This is a genomic window from Pseudomonas sp. TWI929, from assembly GCF_039673335.1.
Taxonomy (GTDB): Bacteria; Pseudomonadota; Gammaproteobacteria; order Pseudomonadales; family Pseudomonadaceae; genus Aquipseudomonas.
On sequence record NZ_JBDJLK010000089.1, the window covers coordinates 1 to 21,459 of the forward strand.

A 21,459-nucleotide genomic window follows, 5' to 3' on the forward strand; every position below is an offset into this window, starting at 1 on the left:
CACGGTCTTGTGCTGGAAGATGCGCCAGTTCGAACGCAGCCTGGCACGTGCCAGCAGCGGCTCGACCAGGGCATGGTAACGGGTGCGGTAAGGGCCGGTCTCGCCCTGGCTTAAACTGCTGACCAGGCCGTGCACGTGGCGCAGCGGCCGCTCACCGCGCCAGAGGGTGAACAGCACCGGCTTGTCGAGCAATTGGCCGAAGTCGACATCGCCTTCGAAACTGATCAACTCCAGTTTCAGCTGGAACGGTGAGCTGATCGCTTCGTCGAGTTCGAACGACACCACTTCGAACTCAAGCCGGCCAGCCAGTGGTTGAAAGGTAAAACGCAAGTCGGATTGGCTAGGCATGCGGATGCTCCCTCCTACTGCGGCAAGATGATGCTGTCGAGCTTTTCAAGGACTTCGGCGGTTATCAGGCTCAGGCGGTAGCTGTAGTAGCAGTAGGCACAGACCATGGCGATGGCCGAGATCACCAACGGGCTCCACCATGGCCAATACCGCCGCGGCCTGTGGTTGGGGCGATGGACGACATTGGTATAGGGGTCGCACACCTCTTGCGGTGTGGGGCCGCGCAGTTCGCGAAGGACCTTGTGCATCCGTGAGATCAAGGCTTTGATGATTTCCTGGCCCTTGGGCTCGAGGGCGTACTTGCCTTGAAGGCCCAGGCAAAAGCAGAAGTACAGGAACTCCAGTACATCCTGGAATTCCTTGGGCGACAGCATCATCCGCTCCAGCAAGGCGAAGATCTTTTCGCCGCCGTGGGTTTCGTCGTGGAAGATGCTCAGCAACGGTTCCTGGCTCCAGCACGAGTTGTTGCCCCAGGGGCGGCTCATCACAGCCTCGTCCAGGTACAGACACAGGGCGTAGGAATAGGCCTCCAGATGCGTGGGCGGGTAACCGTGCTGCTGCATTTCTTCGCGGATGGCGTGGATCTGGGTTTGCAGGCGCTTGTGCACGAACGCGATGTTGGGCAGGTCATCCAGGGTGCGCAGGCGGATGACCAGGCCGAACAGCTGGGATGCCGCGTCGAGCATCAGGTTGTCGTAACAGCCGCGCAGGCGGAACTCGGGGTCGGCCGGGTAGCCGGGCAGTTCCGTTGCCTGCTCCGGGGCGGTACCGGCGCGAGGTGGCGGGGTAACCTTGAGATCCTCAAGCAGGATTGGCTTTTTCTTGGCGGGTACTGGTTGGTTAGTGCCCTCGAACGGTCTGGACATCCGTAATCCTCGTCTATTGCCAGGTCAAACTTACGCAATGGCCGCAGACTTGCAATACGGTTGGGCGCAAGTAATGAGTGAAGACCTGAAGACTAACGAGAATTAAACTTTCATGGGAGCTTGGAACTTCCTAAAAAGCTGTAGGAAGTTTCGCTGCAAGTTATTCTATAATTATTATATGCAGCCAAAAATGTGCAGCAATCGGGCCGCTTTGCGGCCTTGTCGCGAGACAAGGCTGCCCTTACAAGGGCTGTGCCAGGGCAGATGCAGGTGTGGCTGGGCTGATCTCCGGCGCTTGCAGCGCGACGCGCCCATAGAAGAGCAATGCGGTTGCCCAGGTGGCAAACCAGACAAAGATCCCGGCCCAGAACGTGTGGGACATGTAGTGCCAGCCCTGTAGCACACGGGTAGTGCCGTACACGAACCCGATCAGCAGGATTGCCACCAGCAACTTGCGGGCATGCATCCAGCGGTGGCGCAAGGCCACGAAATACAGTGCAAGCAAAGTAAAGCCGCTGGAAGCATGGCCGCCTGGCCAGCAGCGGCCATCGCCAGCCTTGTTCCACCAGGAGAAGTTCTCGAACCATTCAACTCGGGCCTGTGTACCGCCATACAGCGTGGTTTCCACCGGGCAATACACGCTGGTATGGCTTTTCAGGTAGTGAATCACAGTGGTGCTCAGTGCGAACGCCACCACCACGAACAGCAGATCGCGGCGGTGTTGGGCAGTAAAACGTAGCACCGGCGCAATCCGGGCTTTTTCCAACATGCGGGTCAGGCCCAGTTGCGGGCGGTTGGCCAGGCGTGGCCAGATGAACGACAGCAGGCTGCCGATGACTGCCAGTTCACCGGTCCAGTCCGGCAGGATCCGTGGCCACTTGTGGGTGACTTTCTCGAACCACTGGTTGTGCAACAGCGGGAACTGGCCCGTGGCCGGGTCGAGCAGCAGGTTGCTGAGCCAGCGATCGAGCTCTGTGAGGTCGAATGCCACGAACACGATAGCGGCCAGCAATAGCGGCAGCAGCAGGTTGTTACGGTAGAAGGTGGCGCGGGAGGGCATGTTTAGAGTTCCTTGGCATCGACGAGTTTGCTCCATTCACTGGCAGCCATCTGGCCCAGCAGTTGTGCCTTGCCATCGCTGCCCAGGGTGATGAACAGGGCGCTGGCATAGCTGTTCGAGGCCGCGCTGGCGGGCACTTCAAGCACCTGTTCCAGTTGTTCCATGCAGCCGCTGTGGCTGACCAGTACCAGGTTCTGGCCGTTTCGCTTGTGGGTAAAGACATTTTCGGCGAAGTGGTCGTCGCACTGATTGAGCCAGTCCTGCGTGGCAATGGTTTTACCGAACATGGCTTGCGCGGTCTGCTCGGTGCGTACCTCCGGGCTGGCCAACACATCGGCTGTGCCCAGGCCAAGGCGTTGCAGGCCGCGGCCCACATCGGCGGCCACCCGGCTGCCTGCGACCGTGATGCCGCTGGGGTCACCCAGGCAGGCGTTGCTGGAGCGGTCGCAGCGTTCGGCATGGCGCAGCACGACAATCACCCTGCCTTTCGACCAATGAGTATAGAGCCCGCTGTGCTGCAGATGATGCGGATTAGCCAGGTTGGGGAGGCTCAGGCGAGTATGGGCCCAGACTGCCGCTACGCCCAAGGTGAGCAGCAGGCACAAGACGGTGAACAGCACCGTGCCGTACTGCAATCGGCATGCCTGTGCAAACCGTGAGGTGAGGGACTTGTCGATAACGCCGTGAAGCATGGTTGCCACTCCAGTCATCTCGCTTCATACGAGAGCGTCAGCACTGTAGGTAGCGGAATGTCGCTAGAGGGTGAGGCAAATGTGAAAAAAGCCTTGGCCGACAGGCGCACGGGAGTGGTCACTGTGGGAGCGGGCGGGCCCGCGAACACCGGCGCAGCCGGTGCCAGCCGCTGCACCGAATTCTTCGCGGGCATGCCTTTATCCACGGATTTGTCTTTAATTTACATATGTATCAGTGTGTTAGAGCATATTTTTAGAGTGATATCTCAAAGCAATTAAATGGCTGCCGACCAACGGCAGGTTGACGAACGGCCACAGTTTTGCTGTATTGAAACCGGTTTCATCGCTATCACAACAATCATAAGGACAGCCCATGACCGACGCGCCTGCCCATGCCCGCGAACGGGTCACCATCAGCGAAGTAGCGCGTGTCGCTGGCGTTTCCAAGGCCACCGTCTCCCGTTACATCGGTGGCGACCGCCAGTTGCTGGCCGATGCCACCGCCAAGCGCCTTGAAGAGGTCATCGAGCGCCTCGGTTACCGCCCCAACCAGATGGCCCGTGGCCTGAAGCGCGGCCAGACGCGGCTGATCGGCATGCTGGTGGCCGACATTCTCAACCCCTATTCAGTGGCCGTGATGCATGGCGTGGAAACCGCCTGCCGCCAGCACGGTTACAGCCTGGTGGTATGCAACACCAACCGCGACGACGAGCAGGAGCGTCACCACCTGGTAGCCCTGCAGTCGTACAACGTCGAAGGGCTGATCCTGAACACGCTAGGCCATCACCCTGGCGAACTGCTCAACCTGCAGCGTGACATCCCCATGGTGCTGGTAGACCGCCAACTGCCCGAGCTGAATGCCGACCTGGTGGGCCTGGACAATACCGACGCGGTCGAGCAGGCCCTCGACCACCTGCAGGCACAAGGGTACCGCGATATCCTGGCAGTCACCGAGCCCCTCGATGGCACCAGCTCGCGCCAGGAGCGGGTGCAGGCGTTCGGCGCGTCGATCAGCCGCCGCCCCGGCATGCGCCAGCAAGTGCTGGAAATTGGCACCGGGCTGGAGGGCCATTTGGCATCGTTCCTCGCCGCCAGCGGCCATGGCCCGCAGGCGATCTTCACCTTCAACGGCGTCGCCACCCTGGCGGTGACCCGGGCCCTGTGCGAAGCCGGGCGCAATCTGTTCGCAGACGTTGGGCTTATCGCCCTCGACGACCTCGACTGGTACCCCTTGGTTGGCAGTGGCATCACTGCACTGGCCCAGCCCACCGAGCGCATTGGCGTGGCAGCATTCGAAAGCCTGCTCGGTCGCTTGCGCGGCGACAGCGGCGCAGCCCGGCGCATCGACTTCAAGGCCAAGCTGATCATCCGAGGTTCAACCCACCCACAGTAACCAGCAGCAGGCCAATGCCTGCTTGTGTCGTAAAAAAATGAAACCGGTTTCATAAGGACAACAACAATGCATGCGAACCCCGTTTCCATCAGTCTCTCCAGCTACGGCGCCGACTTTGTGCGGCAACGTGGCCAGGAGCAATTTCTTGACTTGCTGGCAGCCGCTGGCGTTAGCCGTGTGGAATTGCGCGAAGAGTTGTTCGCCAGCGCACCGGACACAGCAGCACTGAAAGCGGCCATGGCTGCACTGCGCCTGGAGTGCCTGTATTCCACACCCCTTGAACTGTGGACTGCGCAAGGCCTGCCCGACCCGCAATTGGCGCAGAAGCTGGAGCTTGCCCAGGCCCTCGGCGCGGTAGCGCTAAAGGTTTCCTTGGGGCATTACCATGAGCGTTGCAACGTCACGGCCCTGGCGGCGCTGTTGCCTGCACGCGGCCCAGTGCTGCTGGTAGAGAATGACCAGACCCCGCAAGGTGGGCGCATCGCGCCACTGCAGCAGTTCTTCCAACGCGCCGACGCGCTTGGCTTGAGCCTGGGCATGACCTTTGACATCGGTAACTGGCAGTGGCAGGGCGAACCTGCCTGGCAAGCCGCCCGTGAACTTGGCCGCTGGGTGCGTTATGTGCACTGCAAGGCTGTGCAGCGCCTGGCCGATGGTCGCTTGGCAGCCGTGCCGCCACAGGCCGCAGACCTGCAGGAGTGGGCAGCGCTCATGGCCGAGTTCAGCCCTGGTGTGGTGCGTGCCGTCGAATACCCCTTGGTGAGCGACGACCTGCTGCTGATGACCCGCGCCCAGGTGCGCGACCTGTCGGTACTGGGCCTGGGTGAGGAGCTGAGCCATGCATGAGCATGACGTGCTGTGTTTCGGCGAGACCATGGCCATGTTCGTCGCTGAGCAGGCCGGCGACCTGGCCAGTGCCGGCCAGTTTGGCAAGCGCATCGCTGGCGCCGACAGCAACGTTGCCATCGGCCTGGCGCGGCTGGGGTTCAAGGTGCGCTGGTTGAGCCGGGTGGGTGACGATTCGCTGGGCCGCTTCGTGCTCGACAGCTTGCGCCGCGAAGGCCTGGATTGCTCTGGCGTCGAGGTGGATGCCAGCAGCCCCACCGGTTTTCAGCTCAAGGCCCGCTGCGATGATGGCAGCGACCCGGCAGTGGAGTACTTCCGCCGAGGTTCGGCGGCCAGCCGCATGTCGCCAGCGCTGATCCGCCCGGGCTGGCTGCAGGCCCGCCACCTGCACGCTACCGGCATCCCGCTGGCGCTGTCGGGGGGCTGTCGGGCCCTGTCCCATGCGCTGGTAGATGGCATGCGTGCCGCCGGGCGCAGTATCTCGTTCGACCCCAACCTGCGCCCCACGCTGTGGCCTGACCAAAGCAGCATGGTGCGTGAAATCAATGCCCTGGCGGTCAAGGCCGACTGGGTGTTACCGGGCCTGGAGGAGGGCCGTTTGCTGACCCGCCAGGACACCCCGGCGGACATCGCCGCGTTTTACCTCGACCAAGGGGTGCAACTGGTGGTGATCAAGCTGGGCGACGCCGGCGCCTACTTCCGCAGCGCTTATGGCGAAGGCCAGGTCGCGCCGGTGCCGGTCAGCCGTGTGGTGGACACCGTCGGCGCGGGCGATGCCTTTGCCGTGGGTGTAGTCAGTGCACTGCTGGAAGGCCGCGCCGTGACCGAGGCGGTGGCGCGCGGCAACTGGTGTGGTAGCCGCGCCGTGCAGTCCCGCGGCGACATGGAAGGGCTGCCGCTGCGCCACGAGTTGGCGGCCCACGAGCTGCGCAGAAGCGCTTGAAGGCCTGACCCCGAATCACCTGTTGCAACAAAAACAACAAGCTCAGGAGAAACAAACCATGCAAAGCCAAAGCCTGGCATCTCGCCGTTGGTGGTACATCATCCCGATTGTGTTCGTCACTTATAGCCTGGCGTACCTGGACCGCGCCAATTACGGTTTCGCTGCCGCTTCCGGCATGGCCGAAGACCTGCACATCACCCCCGTGCTGTCTTCGCTGTTGGGCGCACTGTTCTTCCTCGGCTACTTCTTCTTCCAGGTGCCCGGCGCCATCTATGCCGAAAAACGCAGCGTGAAGAAGCTGATTTTCGTCTGCCTGATCCTCTGGGGCGGCCTTGCCACGCTCACCGGCATGGTCAGCAATGTCTACATGCTGATCGGCATCCGCTTCCTGCTCGGGGTAGTGGAGGCGGCGGTGATGCCGGCGATGCTGGTGTACCTGTGCCACTGGTTCACCCGCGCCGAACGCTCGCGCGCCAATACCTTCCTGATGCTCGGCAACCCGGTGACCATCCTATGGATGTCGGTGGTGTCGGGTTACCTCATCAAGCATTACGACTGGCGCTGGATGTTCATCATCGAAGGCCTGCCCGCAGTTATCTGGGCGTTCTTCTGGTGGCGCCTGGTGGATGATCGCCCAGCCCAGGTGAAATGGCTGAGCGAGCAGGAAAAGGCCGCGCTGCAACAGGCACTGGCCGCCGAGCAGCAGGGCATCAAGCCGGTGAAGAACTACCGCGAGGCGTTCCGCTCGCCGCAGGTGATCATCCTGGCGCTGCAGTACTTCTGCTGGAGCATCGGCGTGTATGGCTTCGTGCTGTGGTTGCCGTCGATCCTCAAGCAGGCGGCAAACGTCGATATCGTGCAGGCAGGCTGGCTGGCCTCGGTGCCTTACCTGGCGGCGGTGCTGGCCATGGTTGGCGTGTCGTGGGCGTCCGACCGCCTGCAGAAACGCAAGCGCTTCGTCTGGCCACCGCTATTGCTAGCCGCCGTGGCGTTCTATGGCTCGTACGCCTTGGGCAGCGAGCATTTCTGGCTGTCGTACGCGCTGCTGGTGGTTGCCGGTGCCTGCATGTATGCACCCTATGGCCCGTTCTTCGCGATCGTGCCCGAGATCCTGCCGGCCAACGTTGCTGGCGGTGCCATGGCGCTGATCAACAGCATGGGTGCGCTGGGTTCGTTCGGTGGCTCGTGGCTGGTGGGTTACCTCAATGGTGCCACGGGCGGGCCCGGTGCCTCTTACCTGTTCATGTGCGGCGCGCTGCTGGCCGCAGTGGCGCTTACCGCCGCACTCAACACTTCCCAGACGCCCGGCCGGGCCAAACGTGGCAATTCGCGCCTGGCCATGAACCCTTAGGAAACCTGCAATGAAGAAACGCATCGTTCTATACAAACGCTTGTCCGAAGACTTGATGGCGCGCCTGCACGATTGTGTCGAGGTGACCTGGGTGGACACCGCCCAGCCCGATGGCCTGGCGCGCCTGCGCGATGCCTTGCCGGGCGCGCATGGGCTGCTGGGGGCCAGCCTGCGCCTGGACGCCAGCCTGCTCGACCTGGCGCCACAGCTGGAAGTGGTGTCCAGCGTTTCGGTGGGCGTGGACAACTACGACATCGCTGAACTCACTCGGCGTGGCGTGATGTTGACCAACACGCCCGACGTGCTGACCGAAACCACCGCCGACACCGGTTTCGCCTTGATCCTGGCCACTGCAAGGCGGGTTGTGGAATTGGCGAACTGGGTACGTGACGGCCATTGGCAGGCCAACCTGGGCCCTGCGCATTTTGGCAGCGATGTACATGGCAAGACACTGGGCATCGTCGGCATGGGGCGCATTGGCGAGGCCTTGGCACGTCGCGCTGCGGCCGGCTTTGGCATGCGTGTGCTGTATCACAGCCAACGTAACAAACCCGAAGTGGAGGCGCGCTATGCCGCACGCCAATGCAGCCTGGATGACTTGTTGCAGCAGGCGGATTTCGTCTGCCTGACCGTGCCGCTGAGTGCCAGCACCGAGGGCCTGATCGGCGCGCGAGAACTGGCGCTGATGAAGCCTGAGGCGATTCTGGTGAACATTTCCCGCGGGCGGGTAGTGGACGAAACCGCTCTGCTTGAAGCGTTGCGCGCTGGGCGCATACGCGGTGCCGGCCTGGATGTGTTCGTGCAGGAGCCGTTGCCGGCGGACGCGCCACTGTTGCAGCTGGCCAACGTGGTGGCGACCCCGCATATCGGCTCGGCGACCGAGGAAACCCGCCAGGCCATGGCGCGCTGCGCCGTGGACAACCTGCTCAGTGCGCTGGCCGGGGAGCGGCCGGCGAATCTGGTGAATGAGCTGTGTAGGCCTTGAGTGCAGGGGGCCGCCTTGCGGCCCCTGTTTCGGTGTGGAATTACCGGCAATTACCGGCCTTGCGATAACCCGCCGCCTGCGCTTCACCTTCGGTTGCAAAGCTGACCAGGTTCTTTGCCGCAACCTGGTTGTAGCCCGGGCAGCCGACGGACAGGTGATAAACATGGCTATTGCGGTTGCCAAGCACCGCACCCACCGACTCGGCACTGGCCAGGCTTGGCTTGGCCTCTGCTTTGGCAGCTTTCGCTGGCACCGCTTGCACCACGCCACTACCAACCGGCTTGTAGTCGGCGGTCCATTTGCGTTCCCCAGTCACGAACGGGTTGGCATGCCCCATGATCGCTGCAATGCGCCGGTTACGCTCTTTCTCCCAGGCCGACACCGGGTGCTGTTTGTCCCAGGCCATCAGCAGTTGCTGCTGCTGGCGCGACATGTTCAGCTGGTAGCGGTCGTACATGTAGAACGTGGTACGCGCCACCAGGCCTTTGACTTCGTCACGCGGCTCGGCAGCACGCTGGACGAAATCGACCTTGGTGGTGCACTGGCCATATTCGCCGGCATTGCCGGCGACCATGCCGTAGTTGAAGTTGCTGCGGTCGCCGTTGACCTCGCCCACGGCCGGGTACAGGTTGAAAAGGTTGGCTTCCATGGCACGGAACACTGGGTCGTCATCCACACAATGCTCTCGGCCGCCGTTCTTCCAGCACTGGCGCTGGTTGCCGAAGGTATAGGCAGGCACGATGTGTTCCCACTCGGTGCGTTCGGCACGGTTTTGCTGCTTGCGGGTCTGGTAACCGCAGGAGGCCGCATCGATACGCCCGCCAGACTTGCCCACCCAGGTCCATTTGCAGCCGCAGTACAGGTCGCCCATGGCACTGCTGGCCTGGTCCATGTACACCTTCTGCTTGGCAACCACCTTGGCCTCAGTGAAGGTTGCTGGCGGGTTTGCCAAGGCTGGCAGGGTGAAGGAAAACAGTAACGTTACGGCGTAAAGCAGTGATTTCATGGGGAAAACATATTTCAGAGAGGGGCGCGTATTGTAATCGTTTCCCCAGGGCTGGCCAGTTCGCTGATCCATACCAGCGTTCGGCTTGGATCGTCGCTGCCCATCTGGTTGAAGGTGGGCGAGTCGAGCATGCCTTTGAGCTGAGCGCCCATGCGCAGCAGGCGGTCGATGAAACCAGCGCTGACGTTGCCGTTGTCCTCCAGGGAAACGCCGCTCTGGTTATGCTGAATCGCCAAGTGGTAGTGGCTAACCCCGGCGCTGTTGTCGTTGCCGCTGCCCGCCAGCACCACTGTGAAGCGTGAGCCAAGCAGGCTGGCCAGGCGCTGCTGAACCAGGTCAAGCAACGCGACCGGGATTTCGTCGTGCATGGGTGCAGTGGGAAAGCAAGGTGTAAACGGCGGCATGGGCATGTCCGGCTGGGGGGCGAAAGGTGGCCAGCATAGACAAGGGGACTGTCAACTTGGGTTAAGCAAGGGTAAAAGCGGGTAATGTGCATACGCCCTTTCAGCTCATCGGGTGCAACTCCCTGAACCCACGCGCTTCCTCCACCAACCAGTCATGCACTGCTCGTGCCCCGGGTTGGTTCAACCCGCCCGGTGGGTAATGCACCACATAGCGTTTGTGATTGGCGATCGGCACGCCGAACGGCACGATCAGCGCACCGCGCTCCAGTTCATCATTGAGCAGCGTACGTCGGGCGATTGCCACGCCAATGCCGGCAATCGCCGCCTCGATGGTCAGGTGGTTACGGTTGAAGGTGTGCCCACGCCGCACATCCAGGCCTGGGGCGCCGATACCCTCCAGATAGAACTCCCACTCTGCATACTCCGAACTGCCACGCCAGGCGGTAATGTCATGCAGCAGGGGGTAATGCGCCAGGTCCGCCGGGCCATGCAGCGGTGGGCGCCCACGCAGCAGGGTGGGTGAGCACACGGGGAAGATCTGCTCGTCCAGCAGCGGCGTCGAGAGCATGCCGGGGTAGCTGCCATCGTTCAGGTCGATGGCCAGGTCGAAATCGCCCGGGTGCAACGCCTGGGCGCTGTCTTCGGCTACCAGGCGCAGCTCGATGTCTGGGTAGCGCTGTTGAAAGCGTGGCAGGCGCGGCGTGAGCCATTTGGCCAGGAACGACGGGATCGAACGCAGGCGCAGGGTGCCGCGGATTTCACCGGCTTCCAGGCGCAGCAGTTCGGCTTCGATGCTGCCGTAGGCCTCGGCCACTGTTTGTGCCAGGCGTTGCCCCTCGGCGCTCAGCTCCACGCCGCGCGCCCGGCGTAGGAACAGCCGGTAACCCAGGCGTTCCTCCAACTGGCGCATCTGCTGGCTGACTGCGCCTGGGGTGATGTGCAGCTCTTCGGCGCAGCGGGTAAAGGACAGGTGCCGGGCTGCACAGGCGAATACATGCAGCCAGACAAACATCTGGCCATTGAGTTGTCGTCGCATCGTTTAGTACCACTAAAGCCTTGCTTAGAAAGTTTCGTTGGTCATCCATGAGCCAGCGCGGCAGTATCGCGCAAAACCGCAATAACGCTCAATTTATCCAGATAACCGTACTGCGGCTTCATCCCCGGGTACGGTCAGGCATTAGCATGGCTATCAGTGTTTTCGACCTTTTCAAAATTGGCATCGGCCCGTCCAGCTCCCACACCGTCGGCCCCATGCGGGCAGCGGCTACTTTTGCCCAGGCCCTGCGTGAGCAGGGGGTATTGGCCCGGGTAAGCCGTGTCGAGGTGCGGCTGTATGGTTCGTTGTCGGCCACCGGGGTAGGCCATGCCACTGATCGCGCCTGCCTGCTCGGCTTGATGGGCCAGTGGCCAGACCGCATCGACCCGGCCACCATCGATTCGCGCATTGGCCAGGTGATGCAGGAGCACTGCCTGATGCTCGACGGCAGCCACCCGCTGGCGTTCGAGTACAGCCGCGACATGCTGCTGCTTGACGAAAACCTGCCCTACCACCCCAACGCCATGAGCCTGGAAGCCATGGACGGGCAGGGTAGCCTGTTGCGCCAGACCTACTATTCGGTGGGCGGCGGCTTCATCGTCGAGCAAGCCGAGATCGATGCACCGCAAAGCGCTACCAACGCTGTGCTGCTGCCGTATGAATTCGACAGCGCTGCCCAGTTGCTGGCCTTGTGCAAAACCCACGGCTTGAGCGTGGCGCAACTGATGATGGCCAACGAATGTGCCTGGCGCCCGGAGGCCGAGGTGCGCGAGGGCCTGATGCGTATCTGGGCCGCCATGCGCGAATGCGTCGACAACGGCCTGCGCAACGAAGGCATCCTGCCGGGTGGGTTGCACGTAAAACGCCGCGCGGCGCGGTTGCACCGCAGCCTGCAGGAGCTGGGCAAGCCCAACGTGATCGGCTCGACCCTCAGCGCCATGGAGTGGGTGAACCTGTTCGCCCTGGCGGTCAATGAAGAGAACGCCGCCGGCGGGCGCATGGTCACTGCGCCCACCAATGGCGCGGCCGGGATCATTCCGGCGGTGCTGCATTACTACATGAAGTTCAACCCAAGCGTCTGTGATGCCGATGTGGTGGACTTCCTGCTAGCCGCAGCGGCTGTCGGCATCCTGTGCAAGAAGAACGCGTCAATTTCGGGGGCCGAAGTCGGTTGCCAGGGGGAGGTGGGCTCGGCCTGCTCGATGGCGGCCGCTGGCCTGGCGCAGGTACTGGGCGCCACACCACCGCAGCTGGAAAATGCCGCCGAAATTGCCTTGGAACACAACCTGGGGCTGACTTGCGACCCGGTTGGCGGCCTGGTGCAAGTGCCGTGTATCGAGCGTAATGCAATCGCCGCGGTGAAGGCGATCAACGCGGTGCAGATGGCGTTGCGTGGCGACGGCGAGCACTTTATTTCGCTCGACCGGGTGATCCGCACCATGCGTGATACCGGCGCGGACATGCATGCCAATTACAAGGAGACCTCGCGCGGCGGCCTGGCCGTTGCCTTTGTCGAGTGTTGAACAAACTCGCTGGCCAGCGCGGACTGTTGTGGGGGGCAACTGTCTTGCTCAATGTCTAAAAGCTGGCGCGATCCCTGTGGGAGCGGGCGCGCCCGCTCCCACAAGTTCTGTGTTCAGGCTGCTATTGGCGGGCTTTCTGCTTGGCCGCCAGGAAGCTTGCGCGCATGTCCTTGGCCCAGCCATCCAGCACTGGCTTGACGTCCTTCAGAGCCAGCTTCTGCTCCTTGTTCTCCAGTTCCTGGCCGGTACCTTTGCGCACCACCTGGGCCAGCACCTTCTGGTTGGCTCCGTCGAGGAACGCAGCCTCCACGCCGACATCCACTTCTTGGTCACGCCCGCCAATGGCGGTGTTCACACCGGCTGCAATCAGCGCGATAGGGATGACCTCGTAGGGCTTGAGGCCCTCGTTGCTGGTGGCCACTGCAGTGATGGCCGGGCGCACCACGATCACACCTGGGCCAGGGCCCTTGGCCAACGGCAAGACGCTGCCTATTTCACGGCGCAGCGCATCGTTGAAGTAGCGGGTGATCTCCTGCAGCGTCTGCGACGAAATGGCCTCTGTCGGCTGCGGCTTGGGGTAGAACTGACTGGGCTCGATGAACACCTGGCTGTACTGGTTGATGTTGACCTTGGGGTCGATCCAGCGCATCACCGGGTCACCCGAAGGGCTCTTGGCTTCTTGCAGCCGGCTGTAATCCTTGAGGAAGCCTGAGTAGTCCTCGGGGTCCACGCGATTGCTGGAACAGGCGGCCACAGTAAGCAATGCGGCGCACAGCAGGGTAAGGCGGGGGAATGATTTCATGATGAAAATGCATCCATGATAGGTCGGCCAGAACAACGCTAGCAGGTGCGCGACAGATGGCCAGTGGGCGGGTTCAATCTGTGGTGGGAAATGGCTGTGGTTACATTTCCCGGCAATCAGCCGCGAAAGGGGCTCTGCCTGAGCGGTGCGTGTTCAAACGGCGATAATTCCCACGGAGTGTTGGGACATCACTGGCTTTTCATCTCTTACCGCCCTTGGAAAACTATGCCCGTTACGGGTATGGTTGGGGTAAGGTAATGGAAATTTTCAAGCGCAGGGATTTCGCGCGGTGGCAGGCTGCTCATAGGCTCAGTGATGAAATGCTGTGTAAAGCAGTGGAGGAGATGTGTAAGGGGCTGGTCGATGCAAGTCTGGGCGGCGAATTGTTCAAAAAGCGCGTAGCAGCGCATGCCGGGGGCAAACGCGGCGGTTATAGAACCCTTCTCTCCGCCCGCATTGGCAATCGATGTGTTTTCCTGCACGGCTTTGCCAAAAGTGAAAAGGCAAATATCACCCTGGAAGAACAGAAAGCACTGCGATTTGCGGGCAAAGTCTTTCTGGATTTATCACCGCTAGCGCTCTGTCGGGCGTTGCAAGCGGGCGTGCTAATGGAGGTCTGTTGTGAGCAGCAAACTGGTTGAGTCGTTACGTGAGGACCTTGTAGCGCTCCACGAGGCCGGAGCGGTCGGCAAAGTAACGCTTCGGGATTACGAAGCGTTGTGTCCTGCACCGGTGCGGGATTTCAGTGCGTTGGACATACGCCATTTGCGTGAAGCTCTCAACTTCAGTCAGTCGGTATTTGCAATGCATTTGCATACCAGTGCGTCGACTGTGCGTAAGTGGGAGCAGGGCGAAACACATCCTTCAGGGCCAGCCTTGAAGCTGCTTAATATAATAAAAAACAAAGGCTTACATGTTCTTCTTTGAAGGTGTTGTGTGGTTTTAAAAAACCATTTGAACAATTAACTACGAGCTTCTTTCAAGCATATTTCTCTTTAGGGCCTCATCGCGGGCAAGCCCGCTCCTACAAGGAGCGCGACCGCCCGCACAGCAGCCTGCGCGGCGGCTAACCGAGCGCCTCACGCAAGCGATACCACAACATCCCCAGCGCCAACAGAGGCGAACGCAGTGCCTTGCCGCCGGGGAAGGTCAGGTGTGGCACGGCACTGAACACATCCAGGCCGTGGCTGTGGCCGAGGGCGATGCTTTCGGCCAGCAGTTTCGCCGTCCAGTGGGTGACGTTGAGCCCATGCCCTGAATAACCCTGGGCGTAGTACACGTTGGGGTGCTGGCTGAGGCGCCCCACCTGGGGGAAGCGGTTGGCGGTGATGCCGATCATGCCGCCCCACTGGTAGTCGATGCGCACGTCGGCCAGTTGCGGGAACACGTTCAGCACCTTGGGCCGCATGTAGGCGGCAATGTCCTTGGGGTCACGCCCGGAATAGTGGCAGGCGCCGCCGAACAGCAGGCGGCGGTCTGCCGTGAGGCGGTAGTAGTCCAGGCCGACTTTCTGGTCGCACAGCGCCATGTTCTGCGGGATCAGGCTGCTGGCCAGCGCTTCGGGCAGGGGCTCGGTGGCCACCACGTAGCTGCCGGCCGGCAGCACTTTGCCGCTCAGGCGGGGCTCCAGTTCATCGAGGTGGGCGTTGCAGCCCAATACCAGGCTGCTCGCCCGCACCTTGCCGCGGGCCGTGTGCAGGGTCACACTGGGGCCGTGCTCGATGCGCAGTACCGGGCTCTGCTCAAAAATGCGTACGCCCAGGGTGTGGGCGGCGCGGGCCTCGCCCTGGACCAGGTCGAGCGGGTGCAGGTGGCCGGAGCCCATGTCCACCAGGCCGCCAGCGTACTGGTCGCTGGCGACGATTTCATGCAGCTGATCGGCGCCGACCAGGCGGGTTTCAGGGCGGTAGCCCAGTGTGGCCAGGTCATCTTGTTCGTCCTTGAAGGCGGCGAACTGGGCGGGTGTGTTGGCCAGTTCGCAGAAGCCCCAGCGCAGGTCGCAGGTAATGCTGTACTGGGCGATGCGGCTGGCCACCAGCGCCACCGAATCGATGCCCGCCTGCTTCAGGTAGCGCACGCCGTCCTGGCCGACATGGCGGGCAAAACCGCTGACGTCATGGCCTATGCCACGAATCAACTGGCCGCCATTGCGCCCGCTGGCGCCCCAGCCGATGCGCCGGCCTTCCAGCAGCACCACTGAGAGGCCGCGCTCGGCCAATTCCAGGGCGGTATTGACCCCGGTCAGCCCACCGCCGACCACGCACACGTCGGCTGTCAGTTCGCCGTCCAGGCTGGGGTAGGGCGCCGCATTGCGTGCCGTGGCCGCATAGTACGAAGCGGTATGTTGGGTATTGAAAGACATGGGCGTACTCGACTCAGCGGTTGGACTTGATCTTGCTCCAGGAGCGGGTCATGACGCGCATGATCTTCGGGCTCGGGGTGCTGGAGATGTACAGCTTGTCCAGCACATCCTGGGGTGGGTAGATCTCGGGGTTTTGCACCAGCGATGCATCCATGTAGGCCTGGGCGTCCGGGTTGGCGTTGGCATAGCCGACCGTGGCGCTTACCTTGGCGATCACCTTGGGGTCAAGCAGGTAGTTGATGAAGGCCAGGGCTTGCTCGGGGTTGTTGGCGTCCTTGGGGATGGCCAGCAGGTCGAACCACAGGTTGCTGCCTTCCTTGGGGATGCTGTAGGCGACCTTCACCCCGTTTTTTGCCTCCACGGCGCGGTTGGCAGCCTGGAATACGTCGCCGGAGTAACCGAAGGCCACGCAAACATCGCCGTTGGCCAGGTCGGAAACGTATTTGGAGGAGTGGAAATAGGTGATGTAGGGGCGCAGTTCCAGCAAGCGTGCTTCGGCCTTGGCGTAGTCGGCCGGTTTTTCGCTGCGTGGGTCCATGCCCAGGTAGTTGAGCACGGCCGGGAACAGCTCGTCGGGCGAGTCCATGAACGCTACGCCGCACTGCTTGAGCTTTTTCAGGTTCTCGGGCTCGAACAGCATCGCCCACGAGTCGATATGGTCCACACCCAGCGCCGCCTTGACCTTGTCGACGTTGTAGCCGATGCCATTGGTGCCCCACAGGTACGGCACGGCGTACTGGTTGCCGGGGTCGTTCTGTTCAAGCTGCTTGAGCAGCTTGGGGTCCAGGTGCTGCCAGTTCGGCAGCTTGCTGCGGTCCAGCGGCAGGAAGGCACCGGCCTGGGCCTGGCGCGCCAGGAAGTGGTTGGATGGCACTACCACATCATAGCCGGTACGGCCGGCCAGCAGCTTGCCCTCCAGGGTTTCGTTGGAGTCGAACACGTCATAGACCACCTTGATCCCGCTGCTGGCCTGGAAGTCGGCCAGGGTGGTGTCACCGATGTAGTCGGTCCAGTTGTACACACTGACCGAGGGCGTGGCCTGGGTGGTGGTGGCGAACAGCAGGGTGAATGCAGCGGGGATCAGGGCTTGCAGATGACGCATGGGGACACCTCGTTGGTCTTGTTCTTCGAGTTCGGTGTGTTGGGGGCTACTGTGCAGGCTATTGCCTGTAGGAGCGGCCTCGTGTCGCGATAGGGCTGCTCCTACAGGTCCAGTGCATCAAAGCACCCCAGGCTGGCTCAGACACTCATCATCAGGAACTCACGCTCCCACGAGCTGATCACCCGCTTGTAGTTCTCATGCTCGGCACGCTTGACCGCTACGTAGCCCTGGACGAACTGCTTGCCCAGGTACTGCTGCACGGCCTCGCAGTCTTCCATGTGCTGCAGCGCATCTTCGATGGTGATCGGCAGGCGCAGGTTGCGTCGTTCATAGGCGCGGCCCTGCACCGGGGCGCTGGGGTCGATCTGCTCGACCATGCCCAGGTAGCCGCACAGCAGGCTGGCGGCGATGGCCAGGTACGGGTTGGCATCAGCGCCCGGCAGGCGGTTTTCCACGCGCATTGCCTCGGGGCTGGAGGTGGGCACACGCAGGCCAGCTGTGCGGTTTTCCTCACCCCACTCGACGTTCACCGGTGCCGAAGTGTCTGGCAGGAAGCGGCGGAACGAGTTGACGTTGGGTGCAAACATCGGCAGCAGCTTGGGGATGTACTTCTGCAAGCCGCCAATGTGGTGCAGGAACAGCTGGCTCATGCTGCCGTCTTCGTTGGCGAAGATCGGCTTGCCGGTGGCGATGTCTACCACGCTCTGGTGCAGGTGCATGGCACTGCCCGGCTCGTCGGTGATCGGCTTGGCCATGAACGTGGCGGCCACGTTGTGCTTGAGCGCCGCCTCGCGCATGGTGCGCTTGAACACGGTGATCTGGTCGGCCAGGTCCAGCGCGTCGCCGTGGCGGAAGTTGATCTCCATCTGCGCCGGGCCGTCTTCGTGGATCAGCGTGTCCAGGTCCAGGCCCTGGATTTCGCACCAGTCGTAGACATCTTCGAACAGCGGGTCGAATTCGTTGGCGGCATCGATCGAGAACGACTGGCGACCGCTTTCGGCACGGCCGGAACGCCCCAGTGGCACTTGTAATGGCAAGTCCGGGTCTTCGCAGCGCTTGGTCAGGTAGAACTCCATCTCCGGTGCCACGATCGGCTGCCAGCCTTGGTCGGCATAGAGCTTGAGCACCTTCTTCAGCACGTTGCGCGGCGACAGCTCGATGGGGTTGCCTTGCTTGTCGAAGGTATCGTGGATCACGATCGCGGTCGGCTCGATCGCCCACGGGATCTGGTACACGGCGGTCGGGTCGGGGCGGCAGACCATGTCGATGTCGGCGGCGTCGAGCAGGTTGTAGTAGATGTCGTCGTCAACGTAGTCGCCGGTGACCGTCTGCAGCAGCACGCTTTCGGGCAGGCGCATGCCTCGCTCGTGGAGGAACTTGGCAGTGGGCGCGATCTTGCCGCGGGCGATGCCGGTCAGGTCGCTGATCACGCATTCGACTTCGGTGATCCGGTGTTCTTTCAGCCAGGTGGACAGCTGATCGAAGGGGGCGTTCATACAGACCTCTTGGTTGGGTTTTTGTGTGCGCGGCAGGTGCCGGTGACTTCCCAGGTGACGCGCTGGAGACTATCTTGGCCTCAGGCCCGCAAAGCCATCTATCCACTTTCTTCGGCAATGAATGCACCAAAAGAGTGCAACTAGGACAAAGCGTGACAACGCCCAATGCCTTGCAGGTTCAAGCTTTCCATACCTCGGATGTAACCGAACAGGTCCGTGCCACCCCCGGCTGGCAGCAGCAATACCGGCAGATGTCGCCAGGGCACTTCAGCGGCCAGCTGCGCTGCCTGGGGCTTGATGGTGTGGAGGTTTACGAAGAGCGGCTCAATACCCGCGTCGAGCAGTTCTTCCGCGCGCCGAGCGGATCGTTGGCGTTCTGCTTCGACCAGAGCGAAAACAGCCTTTACCTGCTCAATGAGCAGAGCCGCAACATCTGGATCACACCCGAGAACTATCAGGAAGTGGCCGTAGTCTTCGACCAGGCCTTTCTCGCTAGCCATGGCCTGGACCCGCAACGCCTGGAAGGCTTGTTCATGGTGCCGCTGGGCAGCGGCCAGAATGCGTTGTTCGGCAGTTGGCTCAGCGCCACGCTGACCCGTCTGGGCGAGGCCGATTGCCCGCTGCAAGGGCAGGCTTTGGCAGAGCAACTGTTGGAAGATTGCCTGTTCATCCTCGACAACGCCTGCCAGCGCTTGCAGGGCGTGGCCCTGGGGCGGCGTGACGAAGAGCGGGCGATCATGCGCCGGGTGAGTGAGTGGGCGGCCGACTGCCCGGAAGAGACACTGAACCTGGTGGAGCTGGCGGATGTTGCCGGGGTTTCCCTGCGCCAGTTGCAGCAGGCGTTCAAGGCGTTTACTGGTATGCCGCCGGCGCATTGGTTGCGGTTGCGCAGGCTGAACGGTGCGCGGCGCGATTTGTTACGCGGTGGTGGGGTGACCGTGGCCGAGGTGGCGATGCGCTGGTCTTTTTGGCATTTGGGAAGGTTTTCAGAGAGTTACCGGCAGTTGTTCAAGGAGTTTCCGAGTGAGACATTGAAGCGGGGCAGGGGTTGAGGTTGGTGGTGTGGCTACCGGCCTCTTCGCGGGTAAACCCGCTCCCACAGAATGACCACGGTTTTAAACATTGCGGGGTCCTTGTGGGAGCGGGTTCACCCGCGAAGAGGCCGGCCCAGGCAACACTGAACCCAGCGCCCAACGCCGAAAATTGCTATCGTGCCGCCCTGATTCCACCCGAGGTGCCGATGTTCTACCTGCCTTTGCCCAGCGACCAAGCCGACCGCCTCGCCAGCGCGCCCACCACCGACTTCTTCAGCACCGCCAGCGTCCTTGACGCCGCCGCCGTGCTGTTCGTGCAAAACCTGCCTCGCCAGCCCGCAACCGCCTCGGCCGACGCACAAGAGCGCCGTTTTGCCGAAATCGTGCGCATTGCCAATGAAGTTGAAAGCGCTGCCCCCGGGCGCTTCCAGGGCCAGGTGGCGCAGCATTTCGATCATGAAGCCTTTGCCATGGGCCTGGGCATGCTGGGCGAAAACGGTATCGCATTGCTGACCTGCGAAGTGGAGTACAAGGCCGACGAGCTACTGGATGCCGAAGGCCAGTGGAACTTCCAGTTCGCCGACACCTATCGCCAGCGGGCAACGCCATTGCACCCGGTGTACCTGCCGTCGCTGGCCAGCGACCTGCTGCTCAGCGACCAGCAGAACCGCCTGTTGCGCGAATTCCTCAGTGGCATTGACGAGTCGGTGGCCGTGCAGGGCTTCGCCGGTACCGGCAAGACCTTCCTGATTCACCAGTTCGCCCGCCTGCTGGAGCCACAGCGCACGTTGCTGCTGGCTTTGACCGAAGGCCAGTTGCGCGCCCTGCAGGCACGGGTCAAGGACGCTGCTGCCTACACCGCGCTCACCTTCGGCCAACTGGCAGACGAGTTGCTCAACCGCGACCTCACCAGCAACGGCTGGCGCCTGCGCGACCCCTACCGCACCAAACTGTCATGGCGCCCGCAGGACGCGCAGGTGGTGCGCTGGCTGGCCATCCCCGACATCGGCCCGCTCGCCGCTCGCGATGTGGTTGCCTTGTGCATTCGTGCCGTACGCACGTTCTGCCACAGTGCAGACACCCAGCTGCAGCTGCACCACCTGCCATGGGCCGGGCCTGGTACTTCACCGCTGGATCAGGAAGTGCTGCTGGAAAAGGCGCGGCTGTATTGGCAAGAGCTGATTCGCCCGTCGGCACGGGAAATCCAGCTGCCAGTGCGTGACTACCACCGGGTCAAGCTGCTGTCGCTGACCGGCTATGTGATCGATAGCCGCTACACCCATGTCATCGTCGACGAGGCCCACGAACTGTCGGCACCCATGCTTGCTGTGCTCGACCGCAGCCCGCAGTCGATCATTGCGTTGGGCGACGAGCTGCAGAACCTCAATGGCCTTAGCCCGCACCATGGCAGTTTCATCCGCCAACGCTGCATCGACCATTCCCTGCGCGCCGGGCCTGCAATGGACAACGTGCTCAACCCGCTGATCCAGGCACACCCGGCCGCTATCCAGGCGGCCTTCAGTGGCAGCGCCGAGCATTACACCCGGGTCAGTTTCTTTGATGCGGTGACGGTGCCTGAACAGCCCACGGCGCTGATCGTCGATGACGAATGGGGCCTGTTTGGCTGGTTCCAGCGCCTGACGCACCAGGGGGTGCCGTTCGTGCTGCTGAAAAGCGCGCGCAAGGACTTCGAATTGTTCGTCGAGGACTGCATCGAGCTGTACCGCTACGGCACCCGGCCGCGTCACCCGATGCTGTTCCGCTATGCCAGCTGGCAAGCCTTGGAGCAGGACAAGGGCGATGACAAGGCGTTCATTGCCGTGGCCAACATGCTGCGCAAGGGCTACACGCCGGAGCACTTTGCCAAGGCCAAGAGCCGCTACCGCTGGGACAAGGCACCTAAGTTGTTCCTGGGCCGGGTACGGGACGTGAAGAACATGGAGTTTGCCCGGGTAATGGTGTCGCCGGAGCTGATGGTGGCGCCGCAGGTGGCGGGTAACCGCAATGAGCGGGCGCGGATGCTGGCGGGTTTGTATACCGCCTGTTCGCGGGCGCGGCATGAGCTGATCGTGCCGGGGGGGATGCTGGACTGGGTCAAGGACCAGGTTCGCGATTGAGAATTCAAGGCCGCTCCGCAGCCCTGTTGGAGCGGGTTAACCCGCACCCACAGGGCCCCGGAGCGGCCCCAAGGCAAGATATAAGTTACGGTC

Annotated in this window: 21 protein-coding genes; 10 read left to right on the top strand and 11 right to left on the bottom strand. The window is 62.3% G+C overall.

Annotated features, from left to right (window positions below):
- From ABE456_RS24210 to ABE456_RS24225, 4 genes are all read right to left on the bottom strand, one after another.
- Positions 1-348 (bottom strand): contractile injection system protein, VgrG/Pvc8 family (locus ABE456_RS24210; RefSeq protein ID WP_346646186.1); only part of this gene is annotated, 348 nt, incomplete at its 3' end.
- A 14-nt stretch (positions 349-362) separates the two neighbouring features.
- Positions 363-1,214, bottom strand: a complete 852-nt coding sequence (icmH, locus tag ABE456_RS24215) for a type IVB secretion system protein IcmH/DotU (protein ID WP_346646187.1) — start codon at positions 1,212-1,214, stop codon at positions 363-365.
- Between the two features lie 241 nt (positions 1,215-1,455).
- Positions 1,456-2,274: a phosphatase PAP2 family protein gene (locus tag ABE456_RS24220; RefSeq protein WP_346646188.1), complete on the bottom strand. Its 819-nt coding sequence runs from the start codon at positions 2,272-2,274 to the stop codon at positions 1,456-1,458.
- A 2-nt stretch (positions 2,275-2,276) separates the two neighbouring features.
- Positions 2,277-2,966, bottom strand: a complete 690-nt coding sequence (locus tag ABE456_RS24225) for a histidine phosphatase family protein (RefSeq protein ID WP_346646189.1) — start codon at positions 2,964-2,966, stop codon at positions 2,277-2,279.
- A 373-nt stretch (positions 2,967-3,339) separates the two neighbouring features.
- Here ABE456_RS24225 and ptxS point away from each other — a divergent pair, with 373 nt between their 5' ends.
- The 5 genes from ptxS (at position 3,340) to ABE456_RS24250 (ending at position 8,484) form a co-directional block, all read left to right on the top strand.
- Positions 3,340-4,359 (top strand): transcriptional regulator PtxS, encoded by a 1,020-nt coding sequence (ptxS, locus tag ABE456_RS24230; RefSeq protein WP_346646190.1) that lies wholly within the window; start codon positions 3,340-3,342, stop codon positions 4,357-4,359.
- 66 nt (positions 4,360-4,425) lie between these two features.
- Positions 4,426-5,205 carry an AP endonuclease gene (locus tag ABE456_RS24235; protein ID WP_346646191.1) on the top strand — a complete coding sequence of 260 codons (780 nt, stop codon included), beginning with the start codon at positions 4,426-4,428 and terminating at the stop codon, positions 5,203-5,205.
- Positions 5,198-6,148 carry a sugar kinase gene (locus tag ABE456_RS24240; RefSeq protein WP_346646192.1) on the top strand — a complete coding sequence of 317 codons (951 nt, stop codon included), beginning with the start codon at positions 5,198-5,200 and terminating at the stop codon, positions 6,146-6,148. The genes ABE456_RS24235 and ABE456_RS24240 overlap by 8 nt, the downstream gene beginning before the upstream one ends.
- A 58-nt stretch (positions 6,149-6,206) precedes the next feature.
- A complete protein-coding gene (locus tag ABE456_RS24245; protein WP_346646193.1) occupies positions 6,207-7,499 on the top strand; it encodes an MFS transporter in 1,293 nt (430 codons plus the stop codon).
- 10 nt (positions 7,500-7,509) lie between these two features.
- Positions 7,510-8,484 carry a D-glycerate dehydrogenase gene (locus tag ABE456_RS24250; RefSeq protein WP_346646194.1) on the top strand — a complete coding sequence of 325 codons (975 nt, stop codon included), beginning with the start codon at positions 7,510-7,512 and terminating at the stop codon, positions 8,482-8,484.
- A gap of 40 nt (positions 8,485-8,524) precedes the next feature.
- On the opposite strand, the gene ABE456_RS24255 is transcribed toward ABE456_RS24250, so the two are convergent.
- The 3 genes from ABE456_RS24255 to ABE456_RS24265 form a co-directional block, all read right to left on the bottom strand.
- Positions 8,525-9,490 (bottom strand): endonuclease, encoded by a 966-nt coding sequence (locus ABE456_RS24255; RefSeq protein WP_346646195.1) that lies wholly within the window; start codon positions 9,488-9,490, stop codon positions 8,525-8,527.
- A gap of 14 nt (positions 9,491-9,504) precedes the next feature.
- Positions 9,505-9,894: a hypothetical protein gene (locus tag ABE456_RS24260; RefSeq protein WP_346646196.1), complete on the bottom strand. Its 390-nt coding sequence runs from the start codon at positions 9,892-9,894 to the stop codon at positions 9,505-9,507.
- Positions 9,895-9,994: 100 nt separating this feature from the next.
- Positions 9,995-10,930: a LysR substrate-binding domain-containing protein gene (locus tag ABE456_RS24265; RefSeq protein ID WP_346646197.1), complete on the bottom strand. Its 936-nt coding sequence runs from the start codon at positions 10,928-10,930 to the stop codon at positions 9,995-9,997.
- Positions 10,931-11,076: 146 nt separating this feature from the next.
- On the opposite strand from ABE456_RS24265, the gene ABE456_RS24270 reads away from it, so the two are divergent.
- Positions 11,077-12,453: an L-serine ammonia-lyase gene (locus ABE456_RS24270; RefSeq protein WP_346646198.1), complete on the top strand. Its 1,377-nt coding sequence runs from the start codon at positions 11,077-11,079 to the stop codon at positions 12,451-12,453.
- 121 nt (positions 12,454-12,574) lie between these two features.
- Here the strand turns inward: ABE456_RS24270 and ABE456_RS24275 are convergent, their stop codons facing one another.
- Positions 12,575-13,255, bottom strand: coding sequence for a DUF3313 domain-containing protein (locus ABE456_RS24275; protein WP_346646199.1), 681 nt, complete (start codon positions 13,253-13,255; stop codon positions 12,575-12,577).
- Between the two features lie 257 nt (positions 13,256-13,512).
- On the opposite strand from ABE456_RS24275, the gene ABE456_RS24280 reads away from it, so the two are divergent.
- Together ABE456_RS24280 and ABE456_RS24285 are read left to right on the top strand one after the other, a co-directional pair.
- Positions 13,513-13,896: a type II toxin-antitoxin system RelE/ParE family toxin gene (locus ABE456_RS24280; protein ID WP_346646200.1), complete on the top strand. Its 384-nt coding sequence runs from the start codon at positions 13,513-13,515 to the stop codon at positions 13,894-13,896.
- A complete protein-coding gene (locus ABE456_RS24285) occupies positions 13,877-14,182 on the top strand; it encodes a DNA-binding transcriptional regulator (RefSeq protein ID WP_346646201.1) in 306 nt (101 codons plus the stop codon). Before ABE456_RS24280 ends, ABE456_RS24285 begins: the two co-directional genes overlap by 20 nt.
- A 139-nt stretch (positions 14,183-14,321) precedes the next feature.
- Here the strand turns inward: ABE456_RS24285 and ABE456_RS24290 are convergent, their stop codons facing one another.
- From ABE456_RS24290 to ABE456_RS24300, 3 genes are all read right to left on the bottom strand, one after another.
- The gene (locus ABE456_RS24290; protein ID WP_346646202.1) at positions 14,322-15,617 is read right to left on the bottom strand and encodes an FAD-binding oxidoreductase; all 1,296 of its coding nucleotides are present in this window, start codon (positions 15,615-15,617) and stop codon (positions 14,322-14,324) included.
- A 13-nt stretch (positions 15,618-15,630) separates the two neighbouring features.
- A complete protein-coding gene (locus ABE456_RS24295) occupies positions 15,631-16,719 on the bottom strand; it encodes a polyamine ABC transporter substrate-binding protein (RefSeq protein WP_346646203.1) in 1,089 nt (362 codons plus the stop codon).
- A gap of 137 nt (positions 16,720-16,856) precedes the next feature.
- A complete protein-coding gene (locus tag ABE456_RS24300) occupies positions 16,857-18,215 on the bottom strand; it encodes a glutamine synthetase family protein (RefSeq protein WP_346646204.1) in 1,359 nt (452 codons plus the stop codon).
- A 152-nt stretch (positions 18,216-18,367) separates the two neighbouring features.
- Here ABE456_RS24300 and ABE456_RS24305 point away from each other — a divergent pair, with 152 nt between their 5' ends.
- Together ABE456_RS24305 and ABE456_RS24310 are read left to right on the top strand one after the other, a co-directional pair.
- A complete protein-coding gene (locus ABE456_RS24305) occupies positions 18,368-19,267 on the top strand; it encodes a helix-turn-helix domain-containing protein (RefSeq protein ID WP_346646205.1) in 900 nt (299 codons plus the stop codon).
- A 188-nt stretch (positions 19,268-19,455) separates the two neighbouring features.
- Entirely contained in the window at positions 19,456-21,366 is a 1,911-nt protein-coding gene (locus ABE456_RS24310) for a hypothetical protein (protein ID WP_346646206.1), read from the top strand.
- Positions 21,367-21,459: the final 93 nt, after the last annotated feature.

Coding starts and splice junctions, on each gene's coding strand:
- ABE456_RS24270 (WP_346646198.1), top strand. CDS start 11,077: ATGGCTATCAGTGTTTTCGACCTTTTCAAAATTGGCATCGGCCCGTCC.
- ABE456_RS24255 (WP_346646195.1), bottom strand. CDS start 9,490: ATGAAATCACTGCTTTACGCCGTAACGTTACTGTTTTCCTTCACCCTG.
- ABE456_RS24300 (WP_346646204.1), bottom strand. CDS start 18,215: ATGAACGCCCCCTTCGATCAGCTGTCCACCTGGCTGAAAGAACACCGG.
- ABE456_RS24250 (WP_346646194.1), top strand. CDS start 7,510: ATGAAGAAACGCATCGTTCTATACAAACGCTTGTCCGAAGACTTGATG.
- ABE456_RS24295 (WP_346646203.1), bottom strand. CDS start 16,719: ATGCGTCATCTGCAAGCCCTGATCCCCGCTGCATTCACCCTGCTGTTC.
- ABE456_RS24240 (WP_346646192.1), top strand. CDS start 5,198: ATGCATGAGCATGACGTGCTGTGTTTCGGCGAGACCATGGCCATGTTC.
- ABE456_RS24290 (WP_346646202.1), bottom strand. CDS start 15,617: ATGTCTTTCAATACCCAACATACCGCTTCGTACTATGCGGCCACGGCA.
- ptxS (WP_346646190.1), top strand. CDS start 3,340: ATGACCGACGCGCCTGCCCATGCCCGCGAACGGGTCACCATCAGCGAA.
- icmH (WP_346646187.1), bottom strand. CDS start 1,214: ATGTCCAGACCGTTCGAGGGCACTAACCAACCAGTACCCGCCAAGAAA.
- ABE456_RS24260 (WP_346646196.1), bottom strand. CDS start 9,894: ATGCCGCCGTTTACACCTTGCTTTCCCACTGCACCCATGCACGACGAA.
- ABE456_RS24280 (WP_346646200.1), top strand. CDS start 13,513: ATGGAAATTTTCAAGCGCAGGGATTTCGCGCGGTGGCAGGCTGCTCAT.
- ABE456_RS24265 (WP_346646197.1), bottom strand. CDS start 10,930: ATGCGACGACAACTCAATGGCCAGATGTTTGTCTGGCTGCATGTATTC.
- ABE456_RS24275 (WP_346646199.1), bottom strand. CDS start 13,255: ATGAAATCATTCCCCCGCCTTACCCTGCTGTGCGCCGCATTGCTTACT.
- ABE456_RS24225 (WP_346646189.1), bottom strand. CDS start 2,966: ATGCTTCACGGCGTTATCGACAAGTCCCTCACCTCACGGTTTGCACAG.
- ABE456_RS24220 (WP_346646188.1), bottom strand. CDS start 2,274: ATGCCCTCCCGCGCCACCTTCTACCGTAACAACCTGCTGCTGCCGCTA.
- ABE456_RS24310 (WP_346646206.1), top strand. CDS start 19,456: ATGTTCTACCTGCCTTTGCCCAGCGACCAAGCCGACCGCCTCGCCAGC.
- ABE456_RS24245 (WP_346646193.1), top strand. CDS start 6,207: ATGCAAAGCCAAAGCCTGGCATCTCGCCGTTGGTGGTACATCATCCCG.
- ABE456_RS24235 (WP_346646191.1), top strand. CDS start 4,426: ATGCATGCGAACCCCGTTTCCATCAGTCTCTCCAGCTACGGCGCCGAC.